15 protein-coding genes are annotated in these 21172 nt (G+C 56.0%); 6 read left to right on the top strand and 9 right to left on the bottom strand.

What is annotated here, in order from left to right; translation table 11 throughout:
- Positions 1 to 16: 16 nt before the first annotated feature.
- The 4 genes from EUU23_RS11650 (at position 17) to EUU23_RS11635 (ending at position 7509) form a co-directional block, all read left to right on the top strand.
- A complete protein-coding gene (locus tag EUU23_RS11650) occupies positions 17 to 2536 on the top strand; it encodes a TonB-dependent receptor (RefSeq protein ID WP_160354263.1) in 2520 nt (839 codons plus the stop codon).
- Between the two features lie 106 nt (positions 2537 to 2642).
- Positions 2643 to 4148: a tryptophan halogenase family protein gene (locus EUU23_RS11645; RefSeq protein ID WP_160354262.1), complete on the top strand. Its 1506-nt coding sequence runs from the start codon at positions 2643 to 2645 to the stop codon at positions 4146 to 4148.
- A 3-nt stretch (positions 4149 to 4151) separates the two neighbouring features.
- The gene (locus EUU23_RS14360; protein WP_160354261.1) at positions 4152 to 5510 is read left to right on the top strand and encodes a putative 2OG-Fe(II) oxygenase; all 1359 of its coding nucleotides are present in this window, start codon (positions 4152 to 4154) and stop codon (positions 5508 to 5510) included.
- A 40-nt stretch (positions 5511 to 5550) separates the two neighbouring features.
- A complete protein-coding gene (locus tag EUU23_RS11635) occupies positions 5551 to 7509 on the top strand; it encodes a beta-galactosidase (RefSeq protein WP_160354260.1) in 1959 nt (652 codons plus the stop codon).
- A 163-nt stretch (positions 7510 to 7672) separates the two neighbouring features.
- Here EUU23_RS11635 and EUU23_RS11630 read toward each other — a convergent pair whose 3' ends face one another.
- Positions 7673 to 9235: a peptide chain release factor 3 gene (locus EUU23_RS11630; RefSeq protein WP_160354259.1), complete on the bottom strand. Its 1563-nt coding sequence runs from the start codon at positions 9233 to 9235 to the stop codon at positions 7673 to 7675.
- A 66-nt stretch (positions 9236 to 9301) separates the two neighbouring features.
- Positions 9302 to 9925 (bottom strand): TetR/AcrR family transcriptional regulator, encoded by a 624-nt coding sequence (locus tag EUU23_RS11625; RefSeq protein WP_246156439.1) that lies wholly within the window; start codon positions 9923 to 9925, stop codon positions 9302 to 9304.
- Positions 9926 to 10028: 103 nt separating this feature from the next.
- Between EUU23_RS11625 and EUU23_RS11620 the strand changes: the two genes are divergently transcribed.
- Positions 10029 to 12371, top strand: a complete 2343-nt coding sequence (locus EUU23_RS11620) for a TonB-dependent receptor (RefSeq protein ID WP_160354258.1) — start codon at positions 10029 to 10031, stop codon at positions 12369 to 12371.
- Positions 12372 to 12422: 51 nt separating this feature from the next.
- Here EUU23_RS11620 and pheT read toward each other — a convergent pair whose 3' ends face one another.
- From pheT to EUU23_RS11585, 7 genes are all read right to left on the bottom strand, one after another.
- Positions 12423 to 14807: a phenylalanine--tRNA ligase subunit beta gene (gene pheT / locus EUU23_RS11615; protein WP_160354257.1), complete on the bottom strand. Its 2385-nt coding sequence runs from the start codon at positions 14805 to 14807 to the stop codon at positions 12423 to 12425.
- A complete protein-coding gene (gene pheS, locus EUU23_RS11610; protein WP_160354256.1) occupies positions 14804 to 15880 on the bottom strand; it encodes a phenylalanine--tRNA ligase subunit alpha in 1077 nt (358 codons plus the stop codon). The genes pheT and pheS overlap by 4 nt, the downstream gene beginning before the upstream one ends.
- 78 nt (positions 15881 to 15958) lie before the next feature.
- Positions 15959 to 16324 carry a 50S ribosomal protein L20 gene (rplT, locus tag EUU23_RS11605; RefSeq protein WP_160354255.1) on the bottom strand — a complete coding sequence of 122 codons (366 nt, stop codon included), beginning with the start codon at positions 16322 to 16324 and terminating at the stop codon, positions 15959 to 15961.
- Between the two features lie 34 nt (positions 16325 to 16358).
- Complete coding sequence (gene rpmI, locus EUU23_RS11600) at positions 16359 to 16559, bottom strand: 50S ribosomal protein L35 (protein WP_143777146.1); 201 nt, start codon at positions 16557 to 16559, stop codon at positions 16359 to 16361.
- A 109-nt stretch (positions 16560 to 16668) separates the two neighbouring features.
- Positions 16669 to 17556, bottom strand: coding sequence for a helix-turn-helix domain-containing protein (locus EUU23_RS11595; protein ID WP_160354254.1), 888 nt, complete (start codon positions 17554 to 17556; stop codon positions 16669 to 16671).
- Positions 17544 to 18323 (bottom strand): inositol monophosphatase family protein, encoded by a 780-nt coding sequence (locus tag EUU23_RS11590; protein ID WP_160354253.1) that lies wholly within the window; start codon positions 18321 to 18323, stop codon positions 17544 to 17546. Before EUU23_RS11590 ends, EUU23_RS11595 begins: the two co-directional genes overlap by 13 nt.
- Positions 18323 to 19258, bottom strand: coding sequence for a ribose-phosphate pyrophosphokinase (locus tag EUU23_RS11585; protein WP_160354252.1), 936 nt, complete (start codon positions 19256 to 19258; stop codon positions 18323 to 18325). The genes EUU23_RS11590 and EUU23_RS11585 overlap by 1 nt, the downstream gene beginning before the upstream one ends.
- 111 nt (positions 19259 to 19369) lie before the next feature.
- Between EUU23_RS11585 and EUU23_RS11580 the strand changes: the two genes are divergently transcribed.
- A complete protein-coding gene (locus EUU23_RS11580) occupies positions 19370 to 21025 on the top strand; it encodes an NAD+ synthase (RefSeq protein WP_160354251.1) in 1656 nt (551 codons plus the stop codon).
- Positions 21026 to 21172: the final 147 nt, after the last annotated feature.

The raw sequence follows: 21172 nt of genomic DNA, 5'->3' as shown, positions 1-21172 counted from the left end.
CATTGGGGAGGATGACATGAAGATATCCCGTTTACATTGTTATGCATCGGCTGTCGCGCTGTGCACCGCACTGGTTGCCGCGCCCGCATTTGCACAGGACGAAGCTGCATCGCCGGACGAAGAAGTTTCCGGTCTTGACGAAATTGTGGTGACCGCTTCCGGCCGTGACCAGACCAAGATTGAAACCTCGGTTTCAGTCACCAGCATCGATGCCCAGCTTATTCAGGATTTCCAGCCGAGTTCCGAAGCCGAAGTATTCAAGCTGATACCGGGCATTCAGGTTCCCGGTACATCCGGCCCTGGCGGCAACTCCAATATTGCAGTGCGTGGCCTGCCTGTTGCAACCGGTGGTGCGCCTTTTGTCCAGTTGCAGGAAGACGGCCTGCCTGTCGTGTTGTTTGGTGATATCCAGTTCGGCAACAATGATTATTGGACGCGGTTCGACCCTTCGGTTGCGAGGATCGAAGCTGTCCGTGGCGGTTCGGCAACAACCTTTGCTTCGCAGGCACCCGGTGCGGTTATCAACTATATCAGTAATTATGGCCGCGAAGAGGGTGGCTATATCGAGCTCAAAAAGGGCATTGATTACAGCGAAACCCAGTTGAATTTCCGCTATGGTGGTTCGCTGACCGACAGCATGAATTTCCATGTTGGTGGCGCGTTTAAGCGCGGTCGTGGGCCGCTAAATGCAGGCTATAACCTCAGCGACAGCATTCAGGTTAAGGCCAATGTCACCAAGGAATTTGGCGATGGAAAGGGCTATTTCCGCCTATTGTTCAAATATGCCGATACCGCAGAGCCAAACTATACCGGCGCGCCTGCATTGGCGACGATCAATGGCGGCAAGGTTAGCAATGTGAAGCCTTTCCCCGGTTTTGACGGACGCAAGGACACCAATTATTCGCTCTTTAACCAGAGCTTTCTGATCTTTAACCGCGAAGGCGCGCTGGAACGCGTAAAGATGGACGGGATCACGACCAAACAAAAGACCATCGGCGCTCAATTTCATTATGAGTTGAGCGATAATATCACGGTCGACAATAATGCCCGCTATGCGGATTTGAGCGGGGGATTCGCATCGCCATTTCTGGGTATTGCAACGACCGCCAGCATATTGGGTTCAACAGTCAATGGCCGCACCGTTCAGGCCATTCGCATCGCCAGCGGGCCCAATGCAGGGCAGCTCTACACCAACACATTTCTTGATAATAATGTGAATGTGAAAACGAATATTCGCGACCTGGGAAGTTTTGTAAACGACCTTACGGTTGCCGGAAAGTTCGACACTGGTTTTGCCGAATTGACTGCGCGCCTGGGCTATTTTTATATGGACCAGACAATCGCTATGGACTGGCATGTGAACAAGTCCTTGCGTGAACTCAGCGGTAACAATCCGTCCCAGCTTGATCTGTTCGACAGCCCGACGGCGACGGCGGCCGCGAACAAGATTACGCAAGAAGGTATCTCAGGCTATAACAATAATTGGGGTAGCTGCTGTGCGCGTGACTATGATTTATCCTACACCAACACGGCTCCTTATGCACAATTGGTGCTCGACAATGACAGCTTCAATCTGGACGGCAGCGTCCGTTTTGAAAAGGTAAAGGCTTCGGGCTACACAATTGCAGGGGGCGCGGAATTCAATGTAAATTCCAATGGTGTCCTGATCCCGACCACTACCGCAAATGGCGCGCGTGAAGTTCTGGATTACAGCCGCAGCTATACCAGCTGGACCGCAGGTGCGCTTTGGAAGGCAACGCCCGACTTGTCGATTTTCACCCGTGCATCGCGCGGTGGCCGCTTCAACAGCGACCGTCAGACCGTCAGCGGCAAGTTCAATCCCGATGGCAGCCTGTGCACAAGGGCGCAGGCAACTGCGCTTGCCTGTACTGACGGCGTGACCCCATCGGTCGACTTCGTCAACCAGTATGAAATCGGTTTGAAGAACCGGGGAAATCTGGGTGATGGTCGGTACACCGTGGAATTCACCCTGTTAAAGGGCGATTTCAAGCGTAGCGATTTTGAACCAACCACCACCGGCATTTGCCCGGGTGGCGGTTGCGTCATCGACAACAGTTTCAAGACACAAGGCGCAGAATTCTTTGCTACCTTGCGTCTGGGTGGTCTCAACTTCATCGCCAACGCCACATATACGAAGGCAAAACAGAAGTTCACTTCAACGCGCAATGGGACGCAGGTCGCAGGGTCCTCCAGCTTTGGCCGAGCATTGAACATCCCGGACCTCAGCTATTCGTTGTCGGCCAATTATGACATTGCCGAAATCGCAACGGTGGGCGTTACGGCGGTCGGTCAGTCCAGCACTTTCGATGGCGCGCTGACCTATCCCGGAAAGACAGTTTTCAACACCAATTTGAAAATCATGCCGTTGGAAAATATCGAGGTCGGATTGAATGTCTATAATCTGTTCAACACCTATGACTCGCGCGGTAACGGCAATGGAACCTTTGGCGGCGGCATTACCGGAACGCCGGTTATCGGCCGGACGCTAACGGGTTCGGTGCGCTTCAGCTTCTAAGTCTAGCCCGAAGGGTCGCACCTTCGACAGGATAAGAGGCGGGTCCGGGGGCGAAAGCTACCGGACCCGTTTTCGTTGCAAAAACAAGCGGTGGGCGTAACGGGAAATGATGATGGGCAAGCGTATCAAATCGATTGTAATAGTCGGCGGCGGTTCGGCTGGATGGATGACGGCGGCGGCGTTGTCGAACAGCCTACGGCAGGGGTGCAAGATCACCCTTATCGAGTCCGACGATATCGGTACCGTCGGTGTAGGTGAGGCCACGATCCCGCCCATCCGCACGTTCAATGAAATGCTCGGCATTGATGAACGCGAGTTCGTCAAATCGACCCAGGGCTCGTTCAAGCTGGGGATCGAGTTTGTCGACTGGGGACATCTCGGCAACCGCTATTTCCACCCCTTTGGACCGCATGGCCGGGCATTCGATATCGTCGGCCTCCACCATTATTGGCTAAAGGCGCGTGAGGCAGGAGAGACAGCCGCGTTCGACGAACATAGCATGGCGTGGGCGCTGGCAAAGGCCGGACGGTTTACGCGGCCCGGGCAAGATCCGCGCAATGTCCTGTCGACCTTTGACTATGCCTATCATTTTGATGCCGGGCTCTATGCCCGTTATCTGCGGCGCTATTCCGAGGCGCGAGGCGTTGTGCGGGTCGAAGGCAAAATCGCCTCGGTCGCACAGCATGGTGAAAGTGGATGTGTCGAGACGGTTCAACTGGAGGATGGTCAGGTCTTTGCTGCCGATCTGTTTATCGACTGTTCGGGCTTCCGCGGGCTTTTGATCGAGGGCAGTTTGCAAACGGGCTATGAAGACTGGTCGCATTGGTTGCCGTGCGACCGTGCCGTCGCCATGCCCTGCGCGAAGGCGGGCGACTTTACGCCCTACACCCGTTCCACAGCCCGCGCCGCCGGGTGGCAGTGGCGTATTCCGCTGCAGCACCGCACGGGCAATGGTTATGTCTATTGCAGCCAGTTTCTGTCGGACGATGATGCCGAGGTAATGTTACGCGCCAATCTGGATGGAGAGGAATTGGCCGGACCCAACCGCTTGCGTTTTGTCACCGGGCGGCGCCGGAAATTCTGGAACAAGAATGTCGTCGCTATCGGGCTTTCGAGCGGTTTTATGGAGCCGCTGGAATCGACCAGCCTGCACTTGATTCAAGCGGGCATTTCGAAACTTTTGGCGCTGTTTCCTGACAAGGATTTTAATCCGCTGCTCGCCGACGAATATAATCATATTGCCGTGACCGAATTTGAACGCATCCGCGACTTTCTGGTGCTTCATTACAAACTCACGACCCGCGACGATAGCGAATTGTGGCGCTATTGCGCGCATATGGACATCCCCGATACGCTGCAATTCAAGATAGACCATTTCAAAAGCTATGGCCGGCACATTGCCCGCGACATGGATTTGTTCGGCCCGCCCAGTTGGCTCGCCGTGCATATCGGACAGGGCAATATCCCGGAAGCGGTCGATCCGCTGTTCGACTATCGCGGCATTGATGGACGCGAATGGCTGGGCAAGTTGCGCGGCGCGATGCAGTTTGAAGCCGAGCGTCAGCCGAGCCATCAGCAGTTTATCGACCAGCATTGCAAGGCAGGCAGCTAAACCGTGGACGCCGCCGCGCTGTTCCGGACAGCCTGTCAGGCGCGGCAGACCCAGGATATCGAAAGCGCGATCGAGGCGATTGACGAGGCGCAATGTGCAGCGCCGAACCATCCACAGATAGCCGCCGTTCGCGCACTTCTGCATTATGAAAGCTGGCGTCCGGCATCCGCCTTGTTTGCCCGCGCGGCCGCGCTGGATCCGCAGGATTTGGAGCTAAGCCGTAATCAGGCGCTGGCACTGCAATCCGAAGGAGACGGGCTGGGCGCGCAGGCGCTGCTGGAAAATGAATTGCATCGGCGACCAGATTGGATCAGCGGGCATGCCACCCTATCGCGCATCCGCCAAACCAGCGGTGAACCCGGGCTATATGACAGGAGCTTTGCCGAAGCCTGCGCGGGGCCTGGAGCACCGCTCGCTCTACACCTTGCATGGTTTCACAATGCAGCGATTGCGAAGGAATGGGCGAAAGTCCGGTCAATACTTGAGTCTGCGGAGCGTATATTTCCGGATCAGCCCGCCTTGCGCGCAGCCCGCTTTTATAATGCGGCCGAAACCGGAGATGACACAAGCGCGGAGGCGGCGCTTGCCGAAATTACGTTCATGACCGATCCCGGCTTTGATCTGTGCCGGGTGCGCTTCCATCTGCGTCGGGGTCAATGGGCCGAGGCCGAAAGGTGCGCGCGTCGCCATATCGGGACCCCTGCAGGTGCGATGTTCTGGCCCTATCTCTCGCTCATTTGGCGGCTGACGGGCAATGCGCTGGCACAATGGCTGGATGGCACGCCGGCTTATCTATCGGTCATTGATCTGGACGTTTCGTCGAGGCAAATTTCTGATCTCGCGGATGTGCTGCGCCGATTGCATATCCTGCAGGCGCCCTATCCCGAACAATCGGTGCGCGGCGGCACGCAAACCGACCGGCCGCTGTTCTTTCATCCCGACCCTGTTATACAGACCGCGAGGCGCACGATCATGGATGCGGTGCGCGGCTATGTCGATGCGCTTCCACCGCAGGACCCGCACCATCCATTATTGTCCCCGGACCGCGCGGCTTTGCTGCTGGACGGAAGTTGGTCGGTACGACTGAACGGCAAGGGCTTTCATGCCAGCCATACGCATGTGAACGGCTGGATCAGCTCGGCCTTTTATGTCGCCTTACCCGGCCAACCGGGACCACCGCCGTCTGGCCATTTTGCGCTTGGAACACCGCCGCCAGAACTGGGCCTGAACCTTCCGGCATATTGCACAGTCGAGCCGAAACCCGGTCGCTTGGTCCTGTTCCCCTCGACCATGTGGCACAGCACCATTCCCTTTGAAGCGGGGGAACGGCTGACCATCGCTTTTGATATAAAGCGCCCATGAAGCCCTTGCTCTTCACGGATTGTCGAGTAACAAGACGATCATGCTAGGCGTTTGCTATTATCCCGAACATTGGTCCGATCACATGTGGGTCCGCGATGCGCGGCGGATGCGCGATCTGGGCCTCACCTATGTCCGCATAGGCGAGTTCGCTTGGGGTCGGATCGAAAAGAGCGAGGGACAGTTCACATGGGAATGGATGGACCGCGCCATTGACACATTGGGTGAGGCCGGGCTGAAGGTCGTTCTGGGCACGCCCACGGCAACCCCGCCCAAATGGCTGTGCGAGAAGTATCCCGACATTTTGCCAGTCGACATCCACACCGGTCTGCGTCGGGGTTTCGGTTCGCGCCGCCATTATGATTTTTCGAGCGAAACCTATCTGGCACAGGCAGAACGGATCAGCGCGGCCATGGCGCAGCGGTACGGCTCCCATCCTCATGTTGCGGGTTGGCAGACCGACAATGAACTCTGCTGCCACGACACCTCACTCAGCGCCTCACCGGCGGCATGCGATGCATTCCGGATATGGTGCGCCCAACGCTACGGGACAATCGAGGCGCTGAATGCCGCATGGGGCAATGTGTTCTGGTCCATGGAATATGACAGCTTCGACCAGATCGAACTGCCTTTTTTCACGGTATGCGAAACCAATCCCGCACATCGGCTTGCCTTTCGCCGCTTTGCATCGGATCAGGTGGTGCGCTTTCATGACGTCATGATTGCCGCTATCCGCGCGCACGCGGGCGAGGGGCAATGGATCACCCATAATATCATTCCGCCTGCAACAACCGGCGTCGACAATGCCGCGCTGACCCGTGGTCTCGATTTTGTCAGCTATGATAATTATCCGCTCGGCTTTTCCGACCAGTTGATGGCCAAGGCACCGGCTTCGGAATGGCAGCCCTTCATGCGGACCGGCCACCCCGATCTGGCGGCGCTGAATTTCGATTCGGTGCGCGGTTTATCCAAGGACGCCTGGTGGGTGATGGAACAACAGCCCGGCCCGGTAAACTGGGCCCCGCACAATCCTCGCCCGGCACCCGGCATGATCCGGCACTGGACGCTGCAAGCCTTTGCCCATGGCGCGGCGTGCGTTGCCTATTTCCGTTGGCGACAGGTACCCTTTGCCCAAGAGCAGATGCACGCAGGGCTATTGCGTCCCGACGATCAGCACGCACCTGCATGGCCAGAAGTTGAACAGGTTGTGCGTGAAATGGCACTGCTGGGCGATCTGTCGGCAGTGCCTGAAAGAGCACTGGTAGCGTTGCTGGTTGATCCCGCCTCGGCGTGGGTTGACGATATCGAACGGCAGGGCGCGGGTTATCGCTATTCGGCGGTGGTCTTTCAATATTATGGCGCGCTGCGGGCGTTGGGACTGGATGTCGATATCCTGTCGGCGGGCGATGGACCGCTGGACGGATATAAGCTTATCGTTGCTCCGACGCTTGCCATGCCCGACGAAAAAACCGTTGAAACATTGCGGGCGAGTGATGGCTTGCTCCTCTTCGGACCGCGTTCGGGCGCAAAGACACAGGAGTTTTCCATTAGCGACGGTTTGCCTCCGGGCCCGTTACGGGAATTTGTGCCTGTAAAAGTCATTGCAGTGGAGACATTGCGCCCCGACTGCACCGGGGAGCTTCATTATCAGGGCGAGCATTTCGAAAGCGGTCGCTGGCGTGAAACAATTGAAGCAGGCGACACGGAAATCGTGGCAACCTACGAAGATGGTGCTCCTGCCGCCATCCGTTCGGGCCGCAGCACCTATATCGCGACTTTGACGGATGACGCTTTTCTGAAAAGCGTGTTAGTGCGGTTGTGCGCCGAAGCAGACATTCCGGTCACGCCGTTGCCGCCGACCTTGCGCTTACGCCGCCGGGGCGGAATGACATTTGCGTTCAATCTGGCTGATGAACCTGCCCAAGTACCTGCACCCGAGGGCGCGGATTTTGTGCTAGGTGGCGCTCAAATCGAGCCATTTGGGGTTGCCGTCTGGCGGTAATCTTAAGCCAAGGGATATCGAAAAACCCCTCTCCTTTTTAATCTCAATACTCGGCGCACTCTGCGTGAATTCATATCAAGGGGCCACATGGCTCACGCAAAGTTCGCACAGTCCGCCGAGTTTTAATAGATGAGAACAAGGGTATTGGCCCGAAAGGCTGCAATCAGCGCTCTTTAGTTGCGCTGAATTTCAAATCAGGGTGTTTTTCCTGTTGATAGCCGACATCCCATGCTGATCGCGCCATAAATACCGGGTGACCGTCACGGTCTTTCGCCATGTTGCCGCCGTTGAACGATGCAAACTGGGTCAGGTCGGCATCGGTCCCGATCAGCCAGCGCGCTGTGTCATAAGGGGCGGCTTCCAGAAAGGCATCGACCTTATATTCCGCCTCCAGACGGGAAATAAGCACATCAAGCTGCAACTGGCCCACGACACCAATTACCCAGTTCGAACCGATTTCCGGATAGAAAACCTGAATGACACCCTCCTCGCTCAAATCGTCGAGGGCCTTGCGTAACTGCTTGGTCTTGGTGGGGTCGCGCAGGACAACGCGGCGCAGGATTTCCGGCGCGAAATTGGGCAGGCCGGTGAAGCGCACCTCATTGCGTTCCGACAAAGTGTCGCCGACCCGCAACGTACCATGGTTCGGAATACCGATAATGTCACCCGGCTCCGCGCTATCGGCGATTTCCCGGTCCTGAGCGAAAAACAGGATAGGCGAATGGATCGCCACCGGCTTGCCAAGGCCCGACGGGGTCAATTTCATGCCGCGTTTGAATGTCCCTGAACACAGCCGCATGAACGCAATACGGTCGCGGTGCTGCGGATCCATATTGGCCTGCACCTTGAAGATAAATCCGGTTACTTCCTTGCCCGACGGGTCGATTACGCCTTTGGAACTGGGTTGGGGGCGGGGCGGCGGGGCAAACGCCGCAATGGCGGTGATCAATTCGATCACCCCGAATTCCTTCAGCGCGGACCCGAAATAGACCGGAGTCAAATCACCGTTCCGAAATGCGGTAAGATCAAATTCGGAATAGCCTGCCTGTGCAAGCTCTGCCTCTTCACGCAAACGCGCAGCACCCGCAGCGGACAGCATATCGTCGAGGCTGGCGGCGCCAAGGCCTTCATGGTCGCTGACTTTTCCTTCAAAGGCTTTGCTGTCGCCGGATGGCTGGCTCAAACGGCCGCTGGTGAAATCGTAAAGCCCTTCAAACTCGCCACCCATCCCAACCGGCCAGTTCATCGGACATACGTCGAGCGCGAGCGCATCGGCGACCTCGTCAATGGTTTCAAATGCGGCGCGGCCTTCGCGGTCCACCTTGTTGACAAAGGTGATGATCGGCACCGAGCGCAAGCGACACACCTCGAACAATTTGCGGGTCTGCGGCTCGATCCCCTTGGCTGCGTCGATCACCATGATGGCGGAATCGACAGCGGTCAGGGTGCGATAGGTGTCTTCGGAAAAATCTTCGTGCCCCGGCGTGTCGAGCAGGTTGAAGACAATGCCGTCTTTTTGGAAAGTCATCACCGAAGAGGTTACCGAAATGCCGCGCTGCTGTTCGATCTTCATCCAGTCTGATCGCGCGCGCCGCGCCTGACCGCGTGCCTTGACCTCTCCGGCCAAATGGATCGCCCCGCCTTGCAGCAACAGCTTTTCGGTCAATGTCGTTTTACCCGCATCGGGGTGGGAAATAATGGCAAAGGTGCGGCGGTTCAGCGTCATGCGCGCCGCTTAGATGGATTTGCGTGTAATTGGAACCGGTAACCGCTGGAAAAGCGCAGTTTTACTTTACCGCTTCAGCCCGTTGGCCAGGAAATCAGCTGCGATATCGGCCACTTCATTGGCGTCGCGGTCTTCCCCCATGACGCCATAACGCAGACCCAAGAACACGTTCATGCCGACAATTGCCCAAGCGTGCACTTCCTCGACATCGGCGCGTATCTGACCCGTTTCAGCAGCATCTTTCAAGCTTGCGATATAGCCTGACACGGTATTTTCATAATGGGCGCGATAGCTAGGCGGATCGACGAATTCGGCTTCGTCGATAATCCGGTATAATTCCTTGTGCCGCCGCACAAAGCGCAGGAATTCGGCAAGTCCTTTGCGCTCGCCATCGAGACGATCCGATTCTGCGGCGATGATCGGGCCGACCGTATTACGGACCTGTGCCGACATGTCTCGGACAAGAGCTTGAAACAGCGAGTCTTTCGAATCAAAATAGGTATAAAAACTGCCCAGCGCGACGCCAGCGCGTTGCGTGATGCTCACCACTGAACTCTCGTGAAACCCCTTTTCACCGAACTCAGCCGCCGCCGCATCGAGCAAATGGCGCAAGGTTTTGCGTCCGCGTTCGGTACGTGGAGTTTTGCCGGCAGGTGTCATTGTTGCTGATATGCCACGATTGGTGGGCATTCTCCAGCCTTCCTCTCACTTAAAGTTGAAACATGGTTCAACTTTCACTATAACCGATTTCTGGAACGGGTAAAGACCCGCTTTTTCTGCTGGAGAGTGACCTATGAAATCCCCTAAAATCGCTTATGTTCGCGCCGCCTTATTTGCCGGTATTGCCGCACCAGGCATTTTCTGTGCCACCCCCATTTTGGCGCAGAATGCGGATGAAGCCGCGTCCAACGGTGATGAAATCATTGTAACCGCCCGCCGCCGCGAAGAAAGCCTGCAAGATGTTCCGGTAGCGGTGACTGCCTATTCTGGCGCGCAGCTGGAAGCGGCCGGTGCGCTGGATATCACTGATATCAGCGACACGACACCGAACGTCACGCTTGAAAATTCGCGGGGAACCAACTCAACTCTGACTGCCTTCATCCGTGGTGTTGGACAGCAAGACCCGGTATCGGGTTTTGAAGCCGGTGTGGGCATCTATCTTGATGATGTTTATCTCAATCGGCCGCAGGGCGCCGTGCTGGATATTTATGATGTTGAGCGTATCGAGGTGCTGCGTGGGCCACAGGGGACGCTTTATGGGCGCAACACCATCGGCGGCGCGGTGAAATATGTAACGCGGCGTCTTTCGCAGGATTTTGCGCTCAAGGCACGTGCGACATATGGCACATTCGATCAGGCTGATGGCGTACTGACTGCTTCGACGCCGATCAGCGACCTTGTTCGTGTTGGTGGTTCTGTTGCGCGTCTGTCACGGGGTGGTTTTGGCGATAATCTTAACCTTGCCGGCGTTGAAAATTACAACAAGGACGTCTGGGCTGCGCGAGGCAGCGCAGAACTGGGGGGCTATGGCGAACCCGTATTCATCCGCATCTCGGGTGACTATACCCGCGACAAATCGGATGCGCGCAATGGCCACCGCCTCATTACCAGTCTGTTATCCGCTGCGCCTGTATTGAATGATGTTTTTGACACCCGCTCGGGGTTGAATACGCCGAAACAGGACGTGAAGGCCTATGGCCTGGCAATAAATGCGGAAGTTAATCTTGCAGAAAATCTGACGCTCAAGTCGATCAGCGCATGGCGTAAGGACCGCAGTTTTACACCTATTGATTTTGACTCTTTGCCATCGGTCGACGTCGACGTACCTGCGGTTTATCGCAACGAACAGGTAAGCCAGGAATTCCAGCTCCTCTATGAAGGCGACAGACTCAATGGTCTGGTAGGCTTTTACTATCTGGATGCAGACAGCTCGACCCAGTTTGACGTAATCCTTGGAACGACCGGTCCGCTTTTGGGCCTGCCCGGCCTCAATGCCTTTACTGAAGGTGAAGTGAAAACCAAAACATGGTCGGTCTTCGGTGACTTCACATTTGATTTTAGCGACCAGTTCGCAGTTTCGCTGGGCGGGCGGTACACCAGCGACGAACGGCGTTCGCGCATATTGCGCCAGACAAAGATTGGCGGCAGTTCCCCGATCTTTGGCGGAACAGCTGTTCCGATCGCAACCGTAACTAATTTCAGTGGTTCGGCAAAGTTCACCGATTTCAATCCACGCGCCTCACTCAGCTTTAAACCGAATAGCGACCATCTATTCTACGCCAGCTACGCGCAAGGGTTCAAGGGCGGTGGTTTTGACCCCCGCGGCGACTCCCGCATTGCGCCAGATACGGACCGCAACGGTGTGCGGAGCTATCAGGAAATCTATGATTTCTTTCTGTTCGATCCTGAAACCGTCGACAGCTATGAATTGGGTTGGAAGGGAAGCTTTGATGGCGCCCGCATTGCCATTACCGGTTTTTATGGCGACTATAAAAATGTACAAATCCCGGGATCGGTCGGTGTAGATGCCAATGGCGACGGGATATTCGAAAGCTTTGCCGGGGTAACCACCAATGCGGCAAAGGCGACATTCAAGGGTGTCGAATTTGAATCCTTCTCACGCTTTGGCGAGGGTTTCGCAGGCGACGGATCCGCTATCACTTTTGCAGGTACAATTGGCTATATTGACGGCCAATATGACCGCTTCATTGTGAACAATGTCGATGTGTCGAACTTGCGGCGAATTCAAAACACCCCGAAGTGGACAATTTCGGGGACTCTGGGTGTAGAGCTGGGGGCATTCAACGCGTCGACCACCTACAGCTATCGCAGCAAGACCAACCAGTTTGAAGTACCCAGCCCGTTTCTTGACCAGAAAAGCTATGGCTTGCTGGACGCAAGCCTGACCTGGTCGAGCGACGACGACCGTTTCAGCGTCGGCTTGCATGGCAAGAATATTTTGGACAAGGAATATATCACCTCGGGCTACCAGTTCCTGCAAGTGGCACCGGACGGTACGCCATTGCGTAATGCGACCACGGGAAATGTCATTCCATCGCTGGGGCGTGAGGGCATTGTAACCGCATTTTACGGGAATCCACGCCAAGTGTTTATCACCGCAGGCTTCAAGTTCTGACCCCGAATTTGGGAATAAAAAAGAGGGCCGGGCGTCATGCTCCGGCCCTCTTTATCCGCGTAAAACCCCGCCCAGCTTGGCGGCAGCGGTAATGACACGGTCCGATATGGCTTTCAGCTCTTCATCACCATAGCTTTTGTCTAACGGCTGCAAGGTCACTTCTACGGCCAGTGATTTCTGGCCCTCTGCAACACCCTGCCCTGCGAATAGATCGAATAGCCGGACGGCAACGATATTGACCTTGTCACATCCTTTGATGGCGCGAACCAGATCTCCGCTTGCAACATCCGCCGCCACCAAAAATGCAAAGTCGCGTGTTACCGCTTGCAATGCCGGTGGTGTGAAGGCGGCGCGCATGAACCCGGTCGATTTTCTGACCGGTATCGCATCAAGAAAAATTTCCGCTGCCATCACCGGTCCGTCCAGATCAAAGGCCTTGGCCGTTACAGGATGCAATGCACCAAAAGCGGCCAGAATATTTTTCGGCCCCATACGCAATGTTGCCGACTGGCCGGGGTGATAATGCGCCCCTGCTTCACCCATGACCATTAGTGTTTCAACAGCGACACCCGTCGCCGACAACAGCGCCTCAATTTCGGCCTTGGCATCAAAGGCGTTAAACTTTGTCGCCCTGCCATTGGCCCAGTCGCGCGTAGCCTTGTCACCTGATAAAACGAAAGCGGCGGTCAGTTTTTCGCTATCCGGCAGATACCGCCGACCGATTTCGAATAGACGGACCGATGATGCACCACGATTCATATTGCGTTGCGCCGCCGACAACAGACCCGGCAGCAAGGACGGTCGCATGACTTTCATATCTTCGCTGATCGGATTGGCCAGCGACCAATGGCCACCACCAAAGGCCGCTGCCTCTTTCTCGGGGAGGAACGACCAGTTGATCGCTTCATTCAAGCCGCGCGCAGCAGCAGTTCTGCGGACCTTTCGCTCGATTTTCTGCATTGCCGTTGCGGTGGGTTTGGCTACGCCATCGGTGCGGGGCAACGGAGTTGACGGAATATTGTCCAGCCCGACCATGCGGACCACTTCTTCGACCAGATCAGCGCTGCCTTCGACGTCACGCCGCCAGCTAGGTGGCGTCACTCGCCAGTCTGACGTCACTGAAAACCCCAGTCTTTCCAATATGTTTCGTTGATCTTCGGCAGAAACGGCAATGCCGCCGAGCCGTTGACAATGATCAGGATCGTAAGAGATGTTGCGCGGCGCAACTGGGGGCGATCCGGCGCGGGCAATTGCGCTCGCCTGCCCGCCACATATGTCGAGCACCAATTTGGTCGCAATAGCAAGGCCATCATCCAAAAATGCCGGATCGACCCCACGTTCAAACCGCTGACGGGCATCGCTGGTCAGGGTGAGCTTCTGCCCGGTACGGGCGATATGTTCGGGCGTGAAATAGGCGCACTCGATCAGAACATCTTTGGTGCTTTCGGACACGCCCGAATGCTCGCCACCCATGATGCCGCCGATGTCGTGAACCATTATATCGTCGGCAATGACCGTCATGCTGTTGTCGAGCGTGTAGGTCTTACCATTCAATGCCAACACATTCTCACCCTGCGTCGCTTTGCGTGCGACAAGTGGGCCGGACAGTTTCGCACGGTCATATACGTGCAACGGGCGGCCCAGATCAATCGAGATGAAATTGGTAATGTCGACCAGCGCCGAAATCGGTTTTTGGCCAATGGCGCGTAGTCGGTCACGCATCCATGGCGGGGATGCTCCGTTGACAACGCCCGATACAGCTTGGGCGAAGAAGGCCGGGCAACCATCTGGATCGTGCGTTGCAACCACAGGGGCAGGTCCGTCGCCTGCAATTGGCTGGAGCGTGTCCATATGGTACACTTCGTGAAGCGGTCGCAGCGTGCCTAGTCCAGCGGCAGCAAGATCGCGGGCAATACCGCGCACGCCCATGCAATCCTGACGATTGGGGGTAATGCTGACATCGATCACCGGGTCGTCCAGCCCTGCCCATTGGGCATAGACTTCACCTACCGGCGCGTCGTCGGGCAGTTCGATAATTCCATCATGGTCGTCGCCCAGTTCCAGTTCTGCAACCGAACACATCATGCCATTGGATTCGACACCGCGAATGGCTGCGACTTTCAGTACCATGCCATTGGCAGGTACAACCGCGCCTGCCGGGCCAAAGACACCGAGCATCGCTGCCCGTGCATTGGGCGCGCCACAGACCACTTGCAATAGCTCGCCCCCGGCATCGACCGTTAGTATTTGCAGCTTGTCTGCTTGCGGATGCGGCGCCGCGGTCAGGATCTTTGCGATGCGGAATGCAGATAGTTTTTCTGCCGGATTGTCGATTTCTTCGACTTCCAATCCTATGCGGTTCAACTTGTCTGCAACGGTGTCGGCGTCAGCATCAGTGTGCAGATGCGCCTTGAGCCAGCTCAGCGGGAATTTCATGCCGATACTCCTCCGCTCAACGTTGGGACATCAAGCGCACCAAATCCATAATGTTTCAGCCAGCGTAAATCACCATCGAAAAAGGCGCGCAGGTCATCCATGCCATATTTCAGCATCGCCAGCCGGTCGACGCCGACACCAAAAGCAAATCCCTGATAGACATCAGGGTCGAGCCCACAGGCCGAGATCACTTTGGGGTGGACCATGCCGGAACCCAGAAGCTCCATCCATCCTCCGGTCCCTCCTAAAATGCGTTTGCCATTTTCCATCGAAAAGCTGACATCGACCTCGGCCGAAGGTTCGGTGAAGGGAAAATAGCTCGGCCGCAAACGGATCGTCAGTTCATCGCGTTCGAAAAAGGCCTTGAGAAAGGTTTCAAGCGTCCATTTGAGATGACCCAAATGGATGCCCCTGTCGATGACCAGCCCTTCGATCTGGTGGAACATCGGTGTGTGCGTTGCATCGCTGTCGCTGCGATAGACCCGGCCTGGCGCGATAATGCGGATCGGCGGTTCCTGCGATGTCATCGTGCGGATTTGAACCGGCGACGTATGCGTGCGTAAAAGCCTCGCCTCCTCTTCGCCAGCCGCCTGCATATAGAATGTATCATGCATCGCCCGTGCCGGATGGGTTTCGGGCATGTTGAGAGCGGTAAAATTATGCCACTGGTCCTCAATTTCCGGTCCTTCGGCGACCGCGAATCCCATATCGGCGAAAATTTCAGCCAGTTCATCCATGACCTGGCTGACCGGGTGCACCGACCCATTAAGCGCGGCTGTCGGGGGCAACGTCATGTCCAGCTGTTCGGTTGCAAGGCGCGCATTCAGGGCGTCATTTTCAAGCTCGGATTTTTTGGCGGCCAAGGCATTGGATACTGTTTCGCGAAGACCGTTGATGACGGGGCCTTGAATCTGCCGTTCGTCGGGCGACATCGCGCCCATTGTTTTAAGCAGCGCTGAAACACTACCCTGTTTGCCAAGCGCGGATATGCGGACCGCTTCCAAAGCTTCGGTTGTGTCAGCAGCACCGATTGCGGCGAGCAGTTCGTCTTGTAAATTTGCTATGTCTGTCATCTCGGTTCGCCTGCATAAGCAAAAGGGCGCGAACGGCAAGTGCCGCCCACGCCCTTTCGCGCATTATTCAAAGCTGGTTTAAGCTGCTTTCGCCAACGCCGCCTTTGATTGCGCGATGATGGTGCTAAACATGGCAGCTTCATTCATCGCGAGGTCGGCCATTACTTTGCGGTCTAGTTCGATACCGGCCAGCTTTACGCCATGCATGAACACGCCATAAGTCATACCTTCGGCGCGGACAGCAGCGTTGATGCGCTGAATCCAGAGTGCGCGGAAATTGCGCTTGTTTACCTTGCGGTCGCGATATGCGTATTGGCCAGCCTTTTCGACGGCCTGCCGCGCGACGCGGATGGTATTTTTGCGACGGCCATAATAGCCCTTCGCCTGTTCCAAAATTCTCTTATGTTTGGCTTTGGTGGTCACACCACGTTTGACGCGTGCCATAATCTATATCCTTTCGTGCAAATGATCGCCGGTCTTAGAGACCGTAGGGCGCCCATTTCTTGATTGTCTTGGCATCGGGATCGGAGATCACGCTGGTGCCGCGGTTTTGGCGGATATATTTCGCATTATGGCTGCTCAAACGGTGCCGCTTTCCAACGACGCCATGTTTGATCTTGCCTGTTGCGGTGAGTTTGAAGCGTTTCTTCACACCGCTCTTGGTCTTGAGCTTGGGCATTTTGGTCTCCTTTGTTGAGTCCGTATCAAGCCGACATGGCAGCCCTATTGGCCAGCCTGCTTATTCGGAAGGCGCGCGCCTAGCGGGATTCGGGCGCGAATGCAACAAGCTATTGCTTGTCGGACAATCCCGGGCCTTGCAGCGCTTGGAGGGGGTGGCCGACATGTTTTGCACGCGCGAGCGTTGCAGCGATACTGATCGGGCGCGGCATGGCCAGATACTGGCCCGGGGCCATGCCCATAAATTCCTGAAAATCGCGGTTAAAATGGGCTTGGTCGAAATATTGATCGTCCAACGCCACCGACCATTTCAATTCAGGGTCCATCATGACGCTGCCCAATGTGCGTAAAAATCGTTGTCGACGCAGGAGCCGCTTTGGCGGAAATCCGAAAATCCGGCGTGACAGGCGCTCCAGGCGTTGTTGCCCGATACCCGTAAGATCGGCCAAGTCCGCTACGCTGCTGATATCTGGATTGGCCAGTGCTTCATGAATATTTTCAATCTCGATTTCCAGCGGATCGGCAATCATGATGGCTTGTGTCAATATCCGGTCAAACATCTGAGCCATGTCGTTGGGATCTTCCACACCTTGCATTTCCCGCCAGATTTTTTCGAATAACCGAAATTCCGCAACACCTTCGATTTCGCTGACCTTGTTGGCCCAGCGCTCAGCCGGGCAGCCGACAAGACGGTACCAGCCCAGCGGTAACAGGCCGATTCCGACCAGTTTCAACTGTTCAAAAAAGATGCGGGCGGCTTTTCCGGTCGGCCCTGTCATGTTCACATCGGGCGTCGGCAACGGTGGATCACCGACAATGCTGCCGCGTGATGCCCCAGACAGCGTATAATGCGCGCTCGCCCATTCGGGGTGCAGCAAATCTTCTAGTTCGCCGGACTCGCTCGTAAAATCGAAGAAATAATAGGTCGACACATAACGGCGCAGGGCTAATGCAGGCAGGATGAAATGGACGGGATTGATGCGCTTTAATGATCGCATTGGAGGGCCCCCAGCACGTCTTCCAGCCGTGCAGGATCGCCCACCGCGATGATATGTCCATCCGAGGCCGCGTGCAGCGGCTCCCCTGTCCAATCGCTTATCATGCCACCCGATCCTATTATTACAGGTACTAGAGCAGCAAAATCATGAAGCTTCAAGCCAGCTTCGACAATGATGTCGATATGCCCGCTGGCCAGAAGCGCGTAATTATAGCAATCGCCGCCAAATAGCATGTGCTTGTGTGCCGTCTTGGCCGCAAGCGCCATGAAATGATCGCCGTCATGCTGCGTGAAATATTGGGGACCGCTGGTCGCCAGCGTGGCTTTTGCAAGTGAGGCACAATTACGGCTGGTTGCTACCTTATCGTTCAGCATAGTCGGGTAGCCGGTCGCCCCGATCCAGCGTTCCTGATTGATACATTGGTCAATCACGCCCAGCACGGGCCAGTCTTCTTCCAGCAAAGCTATCAATGTGCCGAAAATCGGGCGGCCCGCCATGAAGCTGACGGTGCCATCGATCGGGTCGATGACCCATGTTCGACCTGAACTGCCTTGTTTTATGCCATATTCTTCGCCGATGATGCCGTCACGGGGGCATTCTGCATCCAGTATCCGCCTGATCGCGGCCTCTGCGGCGCGGTCGGCTTCGGTCACCGGAGACGCATCCTGCTTTGCTTCGGATACGAATCCGGATCGAAAAAATGGCCGGATTGCGGCGCCCGCCGCATCCGCCAACCGGTTTGCCAGCAAGATATCCGCCGACGTCATCAATCGAACAGCGAGCTGACCGAGCTTTCGTCGGCGATCCGTTTGATCGCCTCGCCCAAAAGCGGGGCGATAGGAAGCTGACGGATTTTTTCACTGTTTTGCGCTGCGTCGGACGCAATGATCGAATCGGTAATGACCAGTTTGCGTAAGGAAGATGCATTTACGCGGTTGACTGCTTCGCCCGACAGAACCCCATGGGTGATGTAAGCCACGACATCGGATGCACCGGCGGCCTTTAAGGCATCGGCGGCATTGCATAATGTTCCAGCGCTGTCGGCAATATCGTCGATCAGGATGCAGAACCGGTCCTTTACGTCGCCGATGATGTTCATCACTTCGGACACACCGGCTTTTTCCCGGCGCTTGTCGACGATGGCAAGTGGTGCGTCTTCCAACCGCTTGGCCAACGCGCGGGCACGGACCACACCGCCCACGTCGGGCGAAACGACGGTGATATTCTTGTCGGCATGGCGCGACAAAATGTCCGCGCTCATGACCGGCGCACCATAGAGATTGTCTGTCGGAATATCGAAAAAGCCTTGGATCTGCCCGGCATGAAGGTCAACGGTGAGCACGCGATCAGCGCCTGCCTCGGTAATCAGATTGGCGACCAGTTTGGCAGAAATTGGCGTGCGCGGGCCGGGTTTGCGGTCCTGCCGGGCGTAGCCGAAATAAGGTAACACAGCGGTGATCCGCTTGGCCGAGGCGCGCCGCAGCGCATCGATCATGATCAGCAATTCCATCAGATTGTCGTTGGCGGGATGGCTTGTGGACTGGATCACGAACATATCTTCGCCGCGCACATTTTCATGGATTTCCACAAAGATTTCATTGTCGGCAAAACGGCGGACGCTGGCATCGGTAAGGGGCAAGCCCATATATTCGGCAATACCCTTGGCCAAGGGCAGGTTGCTGTTACCTGTCATCAATTTCATGCGCGCGTTCCCCGAAAAAACAACCCAGCAGGTTCGGTGGTCGCTCTAGCGAGAGAGACTCATTCTGACAATCGGCTTGCTCCCTTACATTGTGGACAATAAGCAGGGGGGATGACAGATCAGCTTACAATCGCGATGGCGCAAATCACCCAGCGAGTCGGAGACCTGGCAGGTAATGCAGCGGCAATGCTGGAATGGCGTGCCAAAGTGCCGGGGGCCGATTTGATTGTATTTCCTGAACAGCAACTCATCGGTTATCCGGCAGAAGACCTTGTTTTAAAACCTGTCTTTGCAGCCAAAGCCGCTGCACAACTGGCCGAACTCGCCAGAGCAACGGCCGATGGCGGACCCGCGATGCTTGTCGGATCGATTTTTTCCGAGGACGGGGCGCTCTACAATGGAATCGCGTTGCTCGACGGCGGTCGGATTGTGGCTGTGCGTTACAAGCATGAATTGCCAAATTATGGCACCTTTGATGAAAAGCGTATTTTTACCCCGGGTCCGTTACCTGAACCTGTGGAGTTCAAGGGCATCAGGCTCGGATTGCCGATATGCGAAGATGGTTGGTTGCAACCGGTATCGACGTATCTCGCCAAAAGGGGTGCTGAAATTCTGATTTCGGTAAATGGCAGCCCTTATGAAATCGACAAGGATGATCGCCGGCTGGAACAGGTATTTGCAGCGCGCGTCGCCGAGACCGGTTTACCACTATTGTTTCTGAACCGTGTCGGCGGGCAGGATGAACTCGTCTTCGACGGCAGCTCATTCATCCTCAACGCCGATGGAATCGCCGCGCACCGTTTGCCCGACTGGACGGAAGCGCTGCGCGTGACCCACTGGACCCGTAAGGGCGCAGGCTGGGTATGTGAAGCAGGTGAGTTGGCGGTTTGGGAAGACCATCCTGCCGACATTTACAGCGCGATGGTGACGGGCCTGCGCGATTATGTCGACACCAACCGTTTCCCCGGGGTGGTATTGGGCCTGTCGGGCGGCATCGATAGCGCCATTTGCGCGGCTATTGCGGCCGATGCATTGGGGCCCGACCGGGTCTGGTGCGTGATGCTGCCAAGCCGGTACACCAGCCAGTCGAGTCTTGATGATGCTGAACAATGCGCGCGCATGATCGGCTGCAGGCTGGATACCATCGCTATTTCACCCGCTGTCGATGCCTTTGACGTCATGCTTTCAGACAGTTTTGCCGATGCCCAGGTCGATATCACCGAAGAGAATGTGCAATCGCGCATCCGAGGCGTGACGTTGATGGCCCTGTCCAACAAATTTGGCCACATGCTGATGACCACCGGGAACAAGAGCGAGATGAGCGTCGGCTACGCCACCATTTATGGCGATATGGCCGGTGGCTATAATCCGATTAAAGACGCCTATAAAATGACGGTCTTTGCCATTTCCAAATGGCGCAACAGCCATAAGCCGCGCATCGGGCTAGGTCCCGATGGACCCGTCATGCCAGAGTCGATCATCACCAAGCCCCCCAGTGCGGAGCTGCGGCCTGATCAGAAAGACAGCGATTCCCTGCCCGAATATCCGGTGCTCGACAAAATGCTGCACGCGTTGGTCGAGGAAGAACTGTCGGTCGACGAGGTTGTTGCACTGGGTTTTGATCGCGATGTCGTCACGCGGATTGAACGGCTACTTTATATAGCGGAATATAAGCGCCGTCAGGCCCCGCCGGGTGTTAAACTTGGCGCACGAAATTTTGGCCGTGACCGCCGCTATCCGATTACTAATGCCTTCCGCAGCGGCTGAAGCACCTGTTCAATATTGAAAAGGTAGCCGTTCGTCGTAGCTGTAAATTGGTGTTGATTTGTTTAAGATACAATATATCATAACTAAAGCGAGTCGGATTCGGGGTGATTCGCCTGTTCGTGTTGCTCCGGCCTTCTCGTCGTAACT

Origin of the sequence: Sphingorhabdus profundilacus (assembly GCF_009769755.1) — a bacterium.
Lineage (GTDB): Bacteria > Pseudomonadota > Alphaproteobacteria > Sphingomonadales > Sphingomonadaceae > Sphingorhabdus_B > Sphingorhabdus_B profundilacus.
Note: the sequence above shows the minus strand (reverse complement) of the source record. Positions and strands in the feature narration are given on the sequence as shown.

Coding starts and splice junctions, on each gene's coding strand:
- EUU23_RS11585 (WP_160354252.1), bottom strand. CDS start 19,258: ATGAAATTGATGACAGGTAACAGCAACCTGCCCTTGGCCAAGGGTATT.
- rplT (WP_160354255.1), bottom strand. CDS start 16,324: ATGGCACGCGTCAAACGTGGTGTGACCACCAAAGCCAAACATAAGAGA.
- EUU23_RS11595 (WP_160354254.1), bottom strand. CDS start 17,556: ATGCGATCATTAAAGCGCATCAATCCCGTCCATTTCATCCTGCCTGCA.
- EUU23_RS11630 (WP_160354259.1), bottom strand. CDS start 9,235: ATGACGCTGAACCGCCGCACCTTTGCCATTATTTCCCACCCCGATGCG.
- EUU23_RS11580 (WP_160354251.1), top strand. CDS start 19,370: ATGACAGATCAGCTTACAATCGCGATGGCGCAAATCACCCAGCGAGTC.
- EUU23_RS11625 (WP_246156439.1), bottom strand. CDS start 9,925: ATGCCCACCAATCGTGGCATATCAGCAACAATGACACCTGCCGGCAAA.
- pheT (WP_160354257.1), bottom strand. CDS start 14,807: ATGAAATTCCCGCTGAGCTGGCTCAAGGCGCATCTGCACACTGATGCT.
- rpmI (WP_143777146.1), bottom strand. CDS start 16,559: ATGCCCAAGCTCAAGACCAAGAGCGGTGTGAAGAAACGCTTCAAACTC.
- EUU23_RS11645 (WP_160354262.1), top strand. CDS start 2,643: ATGATGATGGGCAAGCGTATCAAATCGATTGTAATAGTCGGCGGCGGT.
- EUU23_RS11635 (WP_160354260.1), top strand. CDS start 5,551: ATGCTAGGCGTTTGCTATTATCCCGAACATTGGTCCGATCACATGTGG.
- pheS (WP_160354256.1), bottom strand. CDS start 15,880: ATGACAGACATAGCAAATTTACAAGACGAACTGCTCGCCGCAATCGGT.
- EUU23_RS11620 (WP_160354258.1), top strand. CDS start 10,029: ATGAAATCCCCTAAAATCGCTTATGTTCGCGCCGCCTTATTTGCCGGT.
- EUU23_RS11650 (WP_160354263.1), top strand. CDS start 17: ATGAAGATATCCCGTTTACATTGTTATGCATCGGCTGTCGCGCTGTGC.
- EUU23_RS11590 (WP_160354253.1), bottom strand. CDS start 18,323: ATGACGTCGGCGGATATCTTGCTGGCAAACCGGTTGGCGGATGCGGCG.